The following is a 14,649-nucleotide window of genomic DNA, read 5'->3' as shown; positions in this document are numbered from 1 at the left end:
TGCGACAGATTTATGATTGGGCTAAAGCCAATATTTAAAAATCTATGGAGTTGTGTAATCTGCGAGAGATTTTTACACGAAAAAAATTAATTCAAATAAGCCTTTAAAGAATTTTTATACGTTCTCCCCAACGGAAGTTTTTCTCCATCTTTGAGATACACATTCGCCGTATCATACGAACTGATATGGGAAGAGAGAACGATATAGGATTTGTGAATTCTGATAAACCCCAGGTTTTGAAATTTCTCTTCAAAATTGGACATCCGTTCAAGAATCATATACTTTTTCAAATGGGTCACCAGAATGATATATTCCCCGAAACCCTGTACCCAACGCACATCATCCAGAAGAACTTTGTGCATCACGTAATTGGATTTGAACATGATGAAATCTTCTTTCTTCTGCTGTTCTGTAGAATTTTTGAACTGCAGGAAATCTTTTGCTTTATTGATCGCCTTTCTGAATGTTTCAAAATCAACAGGTTTTACAAGATAATGGACAACATCCAATTCAAAAGCTTTGACTGCATACTGGGTTTCCAATGTGAGGAATATGCACAATGGTTTGTAAGGAAGCTGATGCAGGAGCTCAATTCCATTGATGTAGGGCATATTGATATCCAGAATCACCAAATCTACCGGGTTCTGTTTAAGATATTCCAATGCTTCTTCTGGGTCCTGAAAAACCTTCAGCAGATCTACATCTTCCATCTGCCCGCAGTACTTCTGGATCAGCTGGAGCGCCGGGTATTCATCATCTACACTTACAATCGTCAGATTAGCCATTACAGTTTAATTTTTAAAATAGTCTGATAGTTGTTATGGTCTGCGGGCTCGGATATAAAAGTATATTTTCCCGCATAGTTTTTTTCCAGAATATTGATGACCGCTTCATTTCCTAAGCCGCTGTCATTCATATTTCCGACAAGATTTTTTTTCTTTGATACAGAATTTTCAATCTCAAACAAAAGTTCCTGATCCTGTATTTTATAGCTGACATTGATATAAGTTTCCGCCTCTATTCCCACCGCAGAATGCTTCAACGCATTTTCAAATAAGGTAAGACAAACAGAAGGCGGAATATCAATTAATTCAAGAGTTTCTTCATCTTCAATACTAAAACGGATATTGAGCTCTTTATTGTACTTTAACTGATACAAGCCTGCCAGAGATTTAATGGATGAAAATTCCTGCGCCATAGAAATCTTTTCCTTGCTGGTGTCGTAAATCACATACTGAAGCAGTTTACTGAGCTGCAATATAGATTCTGACGTATTTTCAGAAGGCTGAAAACTTTTGGAGTAAATATTATTAAGCGTATTCAGCAGAAAATGGGGATTCATTTTAGATTTAAGCAAGTCTAGGTAGAGCTGGTCTTTTTCTTCTCCCAGATCTTTGAAATCCTGTTCGATAAGAAATTTATCCTTTGTAATGCCTAAGAATGAAGCCACCAATATGACAATTCCCTGCGCTGTATATACGTTGTAGAGGAATTTGGTATTGGAAAGGGTTTCATTAAAATTCATATGAAAAACTGCCGGCTGCAATAAAATCCGGAAAAGGCTCGAGACCAGAAAACTGATCAGCGCATAAAGAATGAACTCGGGATATTTATTGGAAAGATAGAATTCCGGGACCAGATAAAAATAGACCAGACTGTAAATTCCGACATTAAAAATAATGACCGACAAAACACTCCAGATAAGTTCCGGAACGTCTAAAAAGTAGTTTTCAGTAAAAAAAGTGATGACCACGAAGATCAAAAGGAAAAAAACATGCTGAAACTTCAACAAAAATCCCCAATGATATTCCATCAGCCTTTTCAAAACTTTTGCATTAAACAAAATCCTGAAAACCAATAATATAAATACAATATTTATAATTAAAAACATTTAAAAAATCCAAATTTCAATCTTTCAAATATACCATCTTTTTTACCCCATCGTGCAGTTCACTGATAAAAACTGTCATTGATTGAAAAATAAATCTGCGGCTGGTTCTTATAAATATATTTGAGACATCAGGATATTAACTCAATATTACATGAAAATTAAATTCAGATTAATCATCGTTTTGCTGCTGGGAATGATCCGGCTCGCCAACGCGCAAAGCCGCGACAACTACAATATGTGGTTCCAGTATCTGATGTCCGCAAGACTCACCGACAAAAGTACACTGACTGCCCTTTCACAGTACCGTTCTTTTGACCTCGCGTATGATACCAGACTTTTCCTCGTTTCTGCCTATGTAGATTATGAAGTGGCCAATGAAGTGAAACCCGCTGCCGGATTCATGTTTTTGGTTTTGGATTCCTATAAAACTGACAATTCAAAGAAACAGCGCTATGAAAAAAGACCTTTCCAGCAGGTGACATTGGGAGGCAATATCGGAAGAACTTCCGTCTCACATCGTTTCCGTGTGGAGGAGCGTTTCATCAGCAACCCGGATGAATTCATCGTCAGGCTCCGTTATCTGATTTCCCTGAGAATTCCTTTTAACAGAAAGGGAGAAAAAGAAAAACTGTACGGCATTCTGAAAAATGAATTGAGGATGAATGTGGTGAAGGAAGACCCATTTGACAGCAACCGTTTAACGGCCGGACTTGGAATTAAAGTCGGGAAAAACTCAGCCATTGAAGTTGCTTTCATCAATCAGCTGGAGACCGGATCTACGAGTAATTATGGCTACATCGGCTACAGAAACAGTTTCGACTGGAGAAAGAAAAACAAAAATAAATAACTATAAATCAAATCATCTATGCTTACATTCCTTGGATTCGTCATGATTCTGATCTTCATGGTTCTGATCATGAACAAAAAAATGACTCCGCTTACGGCATTGGTCATCGTCCCTGTAACCGTAGCTCTCTTTGCAGGGTTTGGTCCTGAACTGGGAGAAATGATGAAAAACGGGGTTAAAGAAATAGCCCTTACCGGCGTTATGCTGATCTTCGCCATCCTGTATTTCAGTTTAATGATTGATACGGGACTTTTTGAGCCTTTGGTCAATATCATTTTAAAAACAGTTGGGGACAATCCCGTTAAAACAACAATAGGAACAGCCGTTCTTACTGCCCTGGTTTCTCTGGACGGTGACGGTTCTTCCACTTATTTAATTGTCGTAGCTGCAATGCTTCCGCTTTATAAAAAACAGGGTATGAACCCGTTGATTCTTACCTGCATCATTATGCTGGCAGGACAAATCATGAATATTCTTCCTTGGGGTGGTCCCACAGCAAGAGTTATGAGTTCCCTGAAACTGGGACACACAGAAATTTTTGTTCCTATGATCCCGATTATGGCCATTGGCATTCTGTGGGTGATATTCGTTGCCTATATTTTAGGAAGAAGAGAAAAAATAAGAATTGCAAAACATGGAAAATTCACCAATTATAACACGAATGATATCATCGGTGAAGTAGATCTTAAACTTAGACGTCCTAAGTTGATCCTGATCAATCTGGCACTTACCATTACTCTTTTGGTGGTCATGATTCTGGACCTTGTTCCGCTGGGAATTGCTTTTATGATTGCTTTCTGTATCGCTTCCATTATTAATTATCCTAAATTAAAAGACCAGCAGAAAATTATTTCAAAGCATGCGGGCAATGCCTTATCTGTAGCGGGAATGATCTTCGGAGCAGGAATCTTTACCGGAATTCTGAATGGTTCCGGCATCATGCAGGCGATGGGAAACAGTATGATTGAAATCGTTCCGAAAAGCTGGGGCGGTTATCTGAACATTGTAACAGCGGCTTTCAGTATTCCGCTGACTTTTTTCCTTTCGAATGATGCTTATTATTTTGGAATACTCCCAATTATTGTCGCTACGGGGCATCAGCTGGGTATTTCTCCGGAAATTCTTGGAAGAGCGAGCCTTATCGGACAGGGTTCCCATCTTTTGAGCCCGCTGGTTCCGTCTACTTATTTATTGGTATCGCTGGCTGGTGTAGAATTTTCAGACCATTTGAAATATACACTGAAATGGGCATTGGGATCTTCAATTGTCATGTTGATCGCTGCATTGATTCTTGGAGTGATTTAATCTAAAGATTGGAAGCTGGAAGAGGGAGGATGGAAGTTGATATTGGACGCAGTTTTAAAATTAATGGGAGGCTTTAAAGATTAATAGAAACCGGCTGGAAGCTATTATTTTCTCTTCAAGAAACTCCATCTTCCCTCTTCCATCATCCTTACTCAATTATTATTTTTCAGATGTAAAAAAAACAACAGATCTTTGTACGGACAGTATATTTATTCAGATGAACCTTTTTGAAACCCAAAAAACATTCACAGGAAGATACTTAAAAAATCTCACCTTATATGTATTTGCCGCCATTCTCGGTGGAGTGCTTACGGGACATTATGCGCCTGAGGCAAGCATTCAGCTGGGTATTGTGAGCCGGTATTTCTTTATGGTTCTGGAAATGCTGATCCTACCGATTATCTTTATGGCGATCATGTATGGAATCTGCCAGCTGTCGGGAATCAGAAATGCGAGCAGCATCGTTTGGAAGACGATTCTCTATTTTCTGATTATCAGTTCGGTCGCTATAATCTTAGGATTCATATTTGGATTTGCTGTAAAACCGGGTGCTGATACGGGAATTGATACCGCAAAGATCAGCAGGTCTCTTCCTAAAACATTTGAGATCAACGACAGTACTTTATCCGGAAACCTGTATCTCAACAGGCACGGAATTTTTCTGATTGTTTCCATCGTAGCGGGAATTTTCATGAACCTTTCCGGAGCAAGAGAAAAATTCCTGAACATCCTGGACAAGGGTCTTAAGCTTTTTTATACCGTCATTAAATACCTCTACATTATCCTTCCTGTCATTATTTTCTGCAATATCGCCTATGGGGTTTCAGTATATGGCATCAATACTCTTTTGCCGCTCAGTAAAGTCGTGGCAACGGTTTATCTGGCTGATATCGTCTTTATCTTTGGAATTCTGGGAATTGTCGCGTACCTGTTCAAAATACAGTTGTGGAAATTTTTACTGAATTTAAAGGAAGAAATTATCCTCGTAATCACCACATCTTCCTCCAAAACGGCCTTCCCGCTGATCTTTGAAAAAATGGAGTCCGAAGGATACAGCAGAAAAATTTTAAGGTTTGTGATTCCTTTGGGTTATAATTTTAATCTTTCCGGGGCGTGTATTTACATTTCTGTGACATGTTGCTTTCTCATTCAGTTTTATAACATTTCATTAACCGTCAGTGATTATCTATGGCTTTTCGTTATTATCTCCGTGACTTCGAAAACGGCATCGGGAGTTCCCGGCTCAGGATTTTTAGCTTTAATTTTTACGTTGAACAGATTTGGAAAAATTCCATTAACAGATATTGCCCTTCTTTACAGCGTAGACCGTTTTATGAACGAAGCGAGATCTGTGACCAATTTTATCAGTATTGCGATTTCCGGGGCGGTGATTTCGAAGATTAACCAGAATCAAAAGAATAAAAACTCAGATTTCAGATTAGAATAAGGTTAAGGATAAGAAGTAAATTCCCGCATTACTCATTACTCATTACTTATAATCAGGGTTGTAACTTTTTGAAAATGAGAAACACTTATTACTAAAAAAAATCATGAGAACATTTCTTATCCTTTTATTAGTAAGCAGCGTTCATTTATTTTCACAGAAACTGCTCACTCCAGCCAACAGCAGTATTGATGTTAAACTGATCAAAGATGAAACCTCGGAAGCGGTCTGGTATGCCGACAATGCAGGCGCAAAAACAGAAATAGGAAGCATCATTACCGAGCTTAAAAAATTAAACAAAACGGATCTTCTCATCAGAACCACCGTAAAGTTGAAGCAGGCTCCTGATGCCAAGTGGACGGATTCTACCATTGTAAAAACAGCCAGTTTTGAACCCCTTTATCATTCTTCTTTCAATATGATGCGGGATATGGTTCTCAAATCAGGTAAGACAAAAGTAACCGGTTATTATCTCAACAAAAAATCTCAGGAAAAACACAGTATAGACATTCCGGCAGCGAATTATTTCGACAGCAGCAGTTATCCTATGATGATCCGGTTTTCTCCGCTTAAAGAAAATTATACCGCCGATCTTTCCATTTTCGATTATAATCCGGATGCTAAACAGGGACTTATAAAAGCCTATATCCTGGAAGTGAAGAAAACCGATTACGACGGGAAAAAAGTCTGGGCCGTAAAAACAACGGATGATATCAGAGATAAAACAACATTTGTCACCTATTATATTGATCCCGAAACCCGAAAAATACTGAAACAGGATATGGACCTCGGCGGAAGAAAAATGACACTGGAAACCATCAAATAAAAATCTTTAAAGTTTACTGTTATAGTAAACTTTTTCTTTTTTAAAGGGTAATCCTAATTACAAAATCTCCGCACTCCCCTACTACAAAGCAATCATTAAACAATTGATTATCATCACACAAACATCAATAATAAATCTACACACGGTGTATTATGTAATGATATTTTTTCTATCTTTGAGGTACACTTACCACACCAAATCGTCAAAAATCCTGATTGACATTAAATGTTCAGGAATGTAAAACAAATTAAATATTAATCTATGAAAAATGCTAAATCATTAAGCAGAGACGCGCAAAAATCCATTATGGGTGGTGCGGCGAGACTTGTTTGTTGCGAGCGCGACGATCAGGGAAAATGTACTTTATGGATCGGGCCTGGACAGCACTGCCCTTAATTCAACGAATTATTAGAGTTAAATACAAAAGCCGGAAGTTTCCGGCTTTACTTTTTCATTTTTCTGCCAAATTTTCACACTTGAAATTAAAACTCTGCCATTTCATCCACAGGGACCTCATGGCATACATTTAGAGAATTATAACGGAGAATTAATTAAAAAATAAAATATATTATGTCAGTAAACTTTAAACCATTAGCAGACAGAGTTCTTATCGAGCCTATCGCTGCAGAAACTAAAACAGCTTCAGGTATTATTATTCCGGACACTGCGAAGGAAAAGCCGCAGGAAGGTACTGTAGTAGCAGTAGGTCCAGGTAAAAAAGATGAGCCTACAACTGTTCAGGTAGGTGACAAAGTTCTTTATGGAAAATATTCAGGTTCTGAATTAAAATTAGACGGGAAAGATTTCTTAATCGTTAAGGAAGGAGATTTACTTGGAGTAATCGGGTAAGATTTGTAAAAAGTACAACGTATTTTAGCAACGTTTAATCAAATTATTTAAAAATAAAAAAGTACATTTTACATTGTACATCATACAATAATACAGCAAAAAATGGCAAAAGAAATAAAATTCGATATTGAATCAAGAGACGCTTTAAAGAGAGGGGTTGATGCATTGGCTAATGCAGTAAAAGTAACGTTAGGACCAAAAGGTAGAAACGTAGTGATTGAGAAATCTTTCGGAGCTCCTCACGTAACTAAGGACGGTGTTTCTGTAGCAAAAGAAATCGAACTTGAAGACAGAGTAGAAAATATGGGTGCGCAAATGGTAAAAGAAGTTGCGTCCAAAACCAATGATATCGCAGGAGACGGTACTACTACCGCTACTGTATTGGCACAGGCTATCGTAAGAGAAGGTCTTAAGAACGTAGCTGCAGGTGCTAACCCAATGGATTTAAAAAGAGGTATCGACAAAGCAGTAACAGCTGTTGTTGCAAGTCTTAAAGCTCAGTCTAAAGAAGTTGGAGATTCTAAAGAAATGGTAAAGCAGGTAGCTTCCGTTTCTGCAAACAACGACGAAACCATCGGATCTCTGATCGCTGAAGCTTTCGGTAAAGTAGGTAAAGAAGGGGTAATCACAGTAGAAGAAGCTAAAGGTATCGATACAACGGTAGACGTTGTAGAAGGTATGCAGTTCGACAGAGGATACCAGTCTCCTTACTTCGTGACTAACCCTGAGAAAATGGTAGCTGAAGTAGAGAATCCTTATATCCTTTTAGTAGAGAAAAAAATCTCTTCAATGAAAGAATTACTTCCTGTTCTTGAGCCTATCGCACAAAGCGGAAAATCTCTGTTAATTATCTCTGAAGAAGTGGAAGGTGAAGCTTTAGCTACTTTAGTGGTAAACAAATTAAGAGGTTCTCTTAAAATTGCTGCTGTAAAAGCTCCGGGATTCGGAGACAGAAGAAAAGCAATGTTGGAAGATATCGCGATCCTTACAGGTGGACAGGTTATTTCTGAAGAGCAAGGTTTCACTATGGAAAACATCTCTTTAGATATGCTTGGAACTGCTGAGAAAGTAACTATCGATAAAGATAACACGACGATCGTAAACGGTGGTGGTGATGAAGCTAAAATCAAAGGAAGAGTAGCTCAGATCAAAGCTCAGATGGAAACAACTACTTCTGACTACGACAGAGAAAAACTACAGGAGAGATTGGCTAAATTAGCTGGTGGTGTTGCCGTACTTTACGTAGGTGCAGCTTCTGAAGTTGAAATGAAGGAGAAAAAAGACAGAGTAGATGATGCCCTTCACGCTACAAGAGCAGCTGTTGAAGAAGGTATCGTTGCAGGAGGTGGTGTTGCTTTAGTAAGAGCAATCTCAGCTTTGGAAAACCTTACAGGAATCAATTCTGATGAAACTACGGGTATTAAAATCGTAAAAAGAGCGATCGAAGAGCCATTAAGACAAATCGTTGCCAACGCAGGTGGTGAAGGTTCTGTAATCGTAGCGAAAGTTGCGGAAGGTACAGGAGACTTCGGATACAATGCTAAAACTGACGAGTATGTAAACATGCTTGAAGCAGGTATCATTGACCCTACGAAAGTAACAAGAGTTGCCCTTGAAAATGCAGCTTCTGTTTCCGGAATGCTTCTTACAACAGAATGTGTAATCACTGAAGTGAAGAGCGCTGAACCTGCTATGCCAATGGGAGGTGGAATGCCGGGAATGATGTAATAGCGTAAGCTTACAACAATATATAAAAAACCGCTCTGCTTTTGCAGGGCGGTTTTTTTGTTTTATGGTTTTCCGTAAGGAAACAGTATATTTATATTTTAAATTTAATAATTAATAAATAGACAGCTAAAACCAAAACAACATTAGCGCAACTGTATATATGTATATTCACTTAATGCGTAAATGTGGATGTTATAAGCAACTATATGTGGACACTTCTAAAAATACCAGATGCTGCTATTGGAGCAATAATCGCTGCTATTATTGGAGCAGGCATTTCCATTTTGACAATTTTGACGAAAGACTTTTGGTTTCCAATCCTGACAGAAAAAAGGAGCTCTAAAGCCAAACGGAGACAAACTTTCAGAAAGTATGCTAATCCATTGATGATGTCTTCAGTGGCATTGCTTTACAGAATTAAAGAAATATTTTTTCGTGGCTACTTTTTGCTTGACGTTACACCTAAAAATTTTTATAACAATTATAAATATGTGAGCTCTGTTTACAGAATCCTCGCTCTGATTGGCTGGATACGGGCATCTAAAATTGAGCTATCTCACATTGAGGTTGACACAACCGACGACTATCAACAACTTGAAAAAGCTATAACCGGATTTGAAAAAAGTCTGGCTGATGGTGAACATATTGAGCAATCAATTTTAGAAAATTTAGCCAAACATTGGAATTTAAAAATTGATAAACTTCAATCAGAGCAAAGGAATAAATTAGGTGTAGACATTGAAAAAGCTATTGATGAGCTTTGCTTCAAAGAAAATGTTGAAATCGCCCTTAATTTATCAGATGAAGGAAAGAAATGCTTGGCGAAAGAAGTCTGTCATTTAATTTGCACAACAATCAACAGCCCAAAAATTGATATAGAAGTTATTAACGAAACTGTTAAAACTGTAATTAGAGAAATGTCGAGAGTTGAAGCATGGATTTTTAGAGATTGGCAGTCTGCATTGGGTGACATGATGATTAAGAAAGCTTCAAATGATACTGATAGAAAATTTGAAGTCATTGGCTTTAAAGAGTTTGAACAGATTTACTTTTCGGAGGAACCTGAAGATAAAAAGTGGATAGAACGTATTGACCGGCTATTTAAGAATCTTGACGTTTCTATAGATGACCGTTTTGACGCGAGGACACAGCAATTTAGAAATATTTACAATGCTACTTACAATCTGCTTGAAGCGTATTCCAAAGTCAAAACAAGTAACATTCACTTGACAGCAAATGCTTTGAAAGATTTGAAACAGCTTTAGTACAGAATAGCTGCTTGCAACATGATATTTGCAATAGTCCCGCTTAATGTTGAATGTGTAATCACTGAAGTGAAAAGCGTTGAGCCTGCTATGCCAATGGGAGGTGGAATGCCGGGAATGATGTAACAGCGTGTCGCTGAGACAATTTAATATACTAACCGTTCTATTTTATAGGGCGGTTTTTTTGTTGTGTATTTTGGTTAACTATTCTGCAATAAGTAATAAATAGTATATTGGCCAATTAAAACAATTTATAAATTTGCAAACCATATAAATTATTGAAGTCGTTTAGTAAAAACGAAATTCTATAAAAAAATATTAAACATGAATACAGGGAAATAAGCTGAACAGACACCCCACAACAGTAGTAAGCATTCAATGAAACTTAAAACTATGACCAGACAATTAAAGCTGGCAATTGTACTACTAGTAACAGTTGCAAGCATGGGTGTAAATGCCCAAAAGAAAACAACTGCAAAATCTACCAAAGCAGCCACTGAAAACAAAACCGCAAAACCCACCAAACAGGAAACCATGGATTGGATTGGTGGAAAAATGAAAGAAAATTTAGCCGGGACATTAGGCGATTTTAGACACTTTGTTTCTTACAGCAATGGCATTTTTGTTTATAAAAAGGAGGCTACAATGAACGAATGGTATTTTACAACAATCGATTTAAACACAGTTAAAGGAATGAATAATGAGTATTCAAAAGATTTTTATGTGACTGGGAAAAAATTAGTTAATACCGTATTGGAAGGAAAAGAGTATGGTACCGAAAAAGATTTCTTGTCGATTAGTGGACCTAACTATGATGACTATTCTGCTCCATTTAATTTTACAGCTGACCAAGCTTTAGTTGAAAGATTGAAAAAAGCCTTCGCTACATTAATTGAATACAATTCAACACAAAAAGGAGCCGACGAAAAGTTTTAATTTTAAAGAATATATTTCGAAAATGCAGCTTCTGTTTCCGGAATGCTTCTTACCACTGAATGTGTGATCATTGAAGTAAAGAGTGATGGAACTAGCTATGCCAATGGGAGGTGGAATGCCGGGAATGATGTAGTCATCAACGATGCTTTAAATATATAAACCGCTCTGCTTTTGTGGGGCGGTTTTTTTATACAGAAAGCCTAATTGACTTTTTACCTTAAATTTTATTCGTCGTTGTATATTGTATATGGATGTAATACGTAAATTTGAATGTTAGCGGTAATGCTAAAAACACGAAATTTTATGACAACAGCAGAAAAATTTAAAGTTTGGTTGGAGACAATCTACATTTCTCATAAGACCAAAAACCCTTTGACAACAGGAACACAATATGTCACAGGGCTAAATGCTCTTAACAAACAATTCAATCTGCCAGGAGAAGGAATTTATGATGTTAATACAAATCTAAATCATATTCGCAATCTAATTGATAAACCAGAAAATTTTAAAAAAGATTATTCAAGTCATTTTAATGCGTTTGTAAAATTTAGAAACTACTCTATTGAAAGAAACAACAAGAATACAAAACCTTTACAGCGTCAAGTTGACATTTTCAAAAAGCAACAAGTAGAAATTTCTGCAATTGAAACTACCATCAAATACTTTGAAGGATTAGACTACATAGTTATATCCAAAGAAAAAGATAACGTAGGTTGGGACTTAGAGGCAACCAATATTAATGAGACACTATTATTAGAAGTAAAAGGTTTATCAGGAAATATTTCATCAATAGAATTAACACCTAACGAATATAAAAACTCAAAAGAAAAAAAGACACATTATAAGTTGTGTATCGTTACTAATGCTTTGACTAATCCAAGACTTGAAGTTTTTAGTTTCAATTTCGACACAAATATTTGGACAAATGAACTAAATGAAACATTGCAAATAGAGGAAAGAATTGGAGCTAAAATGTGGAAACAATAAGCACTACCTCTAATATGGGTTTTGAGCTAGGCGGGCTAAAATGCAAGATTCACGTTTTGTGCTTCGGTAGAAAATTGTATTTTAATTAAAAGTTTCGATTACACCTCGCAGTGCAATGTCTCCTGGCTTGAGCCAATAGAATAAATCAATTTGAAGGAAAAACATTTTGAAAGACAACATACAATTCTAAAACGAACTGATATATTCAAATGCTTGAAGCAGGAATCATTGCCCCAGCTAAAGTAACAAGAGTTGCTCTTGAAAATGCAGCTTCTGTTTCCGGAATGCTTCTTACCACTGAATGTGTGATCACTGAAGTGAAGAGCGCTGAACCTGCTATGACAATGGGAGGTGGAATGCCGGGAATGATGTAACGGTTAGTGAACGAAGCAAATAGATTTAAACCGTTCTGAAATTGTTAGAATTTTGTTAAAGAAAGTAATCTAGAAAAAATTACAAACTTTTGTCTAGATTTACTCTAATCGCTTAAAAATTTAATAAGACAATTCATTATACCACTAACAAAATTTTATATATTTATGGGAACAGTACGTAAAATTTAGATTTTAAATTACACATGAATAAAATAGAAATAAATTATAATATAGAATCTTTTAGTTCAAAAGAATATAATAATGGACACATTAAAATACAAATTGCAAAAAATGTATTTGAAAAAATTTCACTAGAGTCAAATGTAGAAAATATAGTGTTTGAAAATAGATTTGAATTAGTTTCGTTATTTGAAAAAATAAGAGGAACTGACACAAACTCACTTACTATAAAATTTTATGAAAAGAAATTTTTCAAATGGGCAAAAGCAAATTTTTATGAACAACAAGCATTCAAAAGTTTACTTCTTATTTATACTTGGCTAGAATTAAGTTTAATGAATCCTAATGACTTAGACATAAAGAAAGGATTTTTTAATGAATTCATAATTGATTGGAATTTTAAACCACAATCCCAACATTCAATTTACTTATTAAACGAATCGGTAATTATACCTAATAATTTTATCTATTTAGATAAACTTTTAGAATTGAATTTATTGAATAGAATTGAAATAACTTTAGAAGATAAAATTTTAAAAAACTACTTTATTCCTCTTTTAACTCCAGGTGTATCTCTTGAATATTTTATTTCTGATTTTGATAAAAATGGTCAAAAAACACAAAGACTTTGGAAGCAAATATTAAAAGATAGAGATTATAGAATTCAAACTTGGGTAAATAATAGATTTTAAATTATGAATATATCTAAAATTTTTAACGAGACAATTATTTATCAGGTTTTAAGTGCAGGATTTTCAATAATTTTAACAGTAACAATAATTTTTATAAAACGAGAAATCGAACGAAATAATCGTAGAAGTTTTTATAATGGAATGAATAATGAGGAAAATATTTTAGGTGATATCGAAATAAAACTAAACGAAGAACTACCTAGAGAAAATTATTTCAAACTTATTACATTATGGAGTATTCAACCTTTATTACTTCTCGTTTTAATTAACTTTAATGAAAGCTATAATAGTTATTTTAAAATTAGTTTAGTTTTTTCCTTATTTATTTTTACAATATTACATGAATTTTGGAGTGGGCTAAAATATTCGGAAAAGGTTCTATATCAGCTATTAATATTGACTTGTTGGATAATTTCTTTTTGTATTTTAAGTTATGATAAGAATATTTCGATAGAAAAATCTAAGAGTATAACAAAAATAGCAGAATACAAACAAAATATGGAAAACACCACTAATGCTGGCTCGAGCATCTTGTTCGCTACCAATTAAATCAAAGAAATCTTTCTGTTTATTAGTACTAAGTCCCTGCTCTACAAAATCTCTAAACCTTGTGAGTAAAATTAATCGATCCAAAGTCAAGAAAATTCACACATCAACCCAAATCCACCAGCTCCGGCAAAGAAACCTCCAAAGCATTCGCTATTTCAAGCAAAGTATAAAGCGTGGGATTCACTTTTCCGTTTTCCAGTTTTTCAATAGCCTGACGGTCTTTGTTGCACGCACGGGCAAGATCAGACTGGCTCCAGCCCTTCTGTTGACGAAGCATTATAATTTGCCTACCCAATTCTATCTTTAACTTCTCTCTGGTCATAAATCAAATGTCAGCTAATTTGTTGACAAAATTGTCATGTAATTATATGACAATGATTAATTCAAGAAGACTTAAAATCCATACAAGATATCAGACAGGCACTTACAAAATAACAACCGTTCCTGAAATCCGTCTCAAGGGAAAATGGCTTGATAAATTGGGATTCAAAGAAGGACAAATGGTGAACATAGAACAAAAGAAAAACAAGCTGACCATCACTCTTGATCAATCGTGAAATAAGAATTGTACCATCAACTTTAACTTATGATCATCTTGAATTGCAAACCCTATTGTATGAAACTAAACATAGTCGTATTTTGTTTCCTGCAAGTTCCGTAGGACTTCCTGAGAAAGGATTTTAACAAAAACAAGGTTGTTTGTAATCCGAGAAGAAAGTATTTGATGATAAACATCCCTGTTTTAAACCAAATACAAACTACGATAGTGAAAAATA

The 14,649-nt window shown here is 35.7% G+C and carries 15 protein-coding genes and 1 pseudogene; 13 read left to right on the top strand and 3 right to left on the bottom strand.

Annotation, left to right across the window (positions count from 1 at the left end):
* Positions 1–86 precede the first annotated feature (86 nt).
* Together IW22_RS01340 and IW22_RS01335 are read right to left on the bottom strand one after the other, a co-directional pair.
* Entirely contained in the window at positions 87–785 is a 699-nt protein-coding gene (locus IW22_RS01340; RefSeq protein WP_034723538.1) for a LytR/AlgR family response regulator transcription factor, read from the bottom strand.
* Positions 785–1,891, bottom strand: a complete 1,107-nt coding sequence (locus tag IW22_RS01335) for a sensor histidine kinase (RefSeq protein ID WP_228383972.1) — start codon at positions 1,889–1,891, stop codon at positions 785–787. The genes IW22_RS01340 and IW22_RS01335 overlap by 1 nt, the downstream gene beginning before the upstream one ends.
* 151 nt (positions 1,892–2,042) lie before the next feature.
* On the opposite strand from IW22_RS01335, the gene IW22_RS01330 reads away from it, so the two are divergent.
* The 12 genes and pseudogenes from IW22_RS01330 to IW22_RS01280 all read left to right on the top strand — a co-directional run bounded on the left by IW22_RS01330 (position 2,043) and on the right by IW22_RS01280 (position 13,873).
* On the top strand, positions 2,043–2,738 hold the full coding sequence (locus tag IW22_RS01330) for a DUF2490 domain-containing protein (RefSeq protein ID WP_034723537.1): 696 nt from the start codon (positions 2,043–2,045) through the stop codon (positions 2,736–2,738).
* A gap of 18 nt (positions 2,739–2,756) precedes the next feature.
* Positions 2,757–4,043 (top strand): CitMHS family transporter, encoded by a 1,287-nt coding sequence (locus tag IW22_RS01325; RefSeq protein WP_034723535.1) that lies wholly within the window; start codon positions 2,757–2,759, stop codon positions 4,041–4,043.
* Between the two features lie 217 nt (positions 4,044–4,260).
* Complete coding sequence (locus IW22_RS01320) at positions 4,261–5,490, top strand: cation:dicarboxylate symporter family transporter (RefSeq protein WP_034723533.1); 1,230 nt, start codon at positions 4,261–4,263, stop codon at positions 5,488–5,490.
* A gap of 103 nt (positions 5,491–5,593) precedes the next feature.
* Entirely contained in the window at positions 5,594–6,313 is a 720-nt protein-coding gene (locus IW22_RS01315) for a hypothetical protein (protein ID WP_034723532.1), read from the top strand.
* A 570-nt stretch (positions 6,314–6,883) separates the two neighbouring features.
* The gene (groES, locus tag IW22_RS01310) at positions 6,884–7,162 is read left to right on the top strand and encodes a co-chaperone GroES (RefSeq protein WP_034723531.1); all 279 of its coding nucleotides are present in this window, start codon (positions 6,884–6,886) and stop codon (positions 7,160–7,162) included.
* Positions 7,163–7,264: 102 nt separating this feature from the next.
* Positions 7,265–8,890, top strand: a complete 1,626-nt coding sequence (gene groL, locus IW22_RS01305) for a chaperonin GroEL (protein ID WP_034723530.1) — start codon at positions 7,265–7,267, stop codon at positions 8,888–8,890.
* A 206-nt stretch (positions 8,891–9,096) separates the two neighbouring features.
* Positions 9,097–10,155 carry a hypothetical protein gene (locus tag IW22_RS01300; protein ID WP_034723529.1) on the top strand — a complete coding sequence of 353 codons (1,059 nt, stop codon included), beginning with the start codon at positions 9,097–9,099 and terminating at the stop codon, positions 10,153–10,155.
* Positions 10,156–10,548: 393 nt separating this feature from the next.
* Positions 10,549–11,091: a hypothetical protein gene (locus tag IW22_RS01295; protein WP_131401668.1), complete on the top strand. Its 543-nt coding sequence runs from the start codon at positions 10,549–10,551 to the stop codon at positions 11,089–11,091.
* A gap of 303 nt (positions 11,092–11,394) precedes the next feature.
* Entirely contained in the window at positions 11,395–12,078 is a 684-nt protein-coding gene (locus tag IW22_RS01290) for a DUF3883 domain-containing protein (protein WP_165571855.1), read from the top strand.
* A gap of 179 nt (positions 12,079–12,257) precedes the next feature.
* Positions 12,258–12,452 (top strand): annotated as a pseudogene (gene groEL / locus IW22_RS24115) (chaperonin GroEL); the annotation flags it as partial.
* Positions 12,453–12,655: 203 nt separating this feature from the next.
* Positions 12,656–13,324, top strand: a complete 669-nt coding sequence (locus IW22_RS01285; protein ID WP_034723524.1) for a hypothetical protein — start codon at positions 12,656–12,658, stop codon at positions 13,322–13,324.
* A gap of 3 nt (positions 13,325–13,327) precedes the next feature.
* Positions 13,328–13,873 (top strand): hypothetical protein, encoded by a 546-nt coding sequence (locus tag IW22_RS01280; RefSeq protein ID WP_034723522.1) that lies wholly within the window; start codon positions 13,328–13,330, stop codon positions 13,871–13,873.
* A 103-nt stretch (positions 13,874–13,976) separates the two neighbouring features.
* Here the strand turns inward: IW22_RS01280 and IW22_RS01275 are convergent, their stop codons facing one another.
* Positions 13,977–14,195, bottom strand: a complete 219-nt coding sequence (locus tag IW22_RS01275) for a helix-turn-helix domain-containing protein (protein WP_034723520.1) — start codon at positions 14,193–14,195, stop codon at positions 13,977–13,979.
* 46 nt (positions 14,196–14,241) lie between these two features.
* Here IW22_RS01275 and IW22_RS01270 point away from each other — a divergent pair, with 46 nt between their 5' ends.
* Positions 14,242–14,430, top strand: coding sequence for a SymE family type I addiction module toxin (locus IW22_RS01270; RefSeq protein ID WP_228383971.1), 189 nt, complete (start codon positions 14,242–14,244; stop codon positions 14,428–14,430).
* Positions 14,431–14,649: the final 219 nt, after the last annotated feature.

This window comes from Chryseobacterium sp. JM1 (assembly GCF_000737715.1).
In the GTDB taxonomy this organism is placed as follows: Bacteria; Bacteroidota; Bacteroidia; order Flavobacteriales; family Weeksellaceae; genus Chryseobacterium.
Note: the sequence above shows the minus strand (reverse complement) of the source record. Positions and strands in the feature narration are given on the sequence as shown.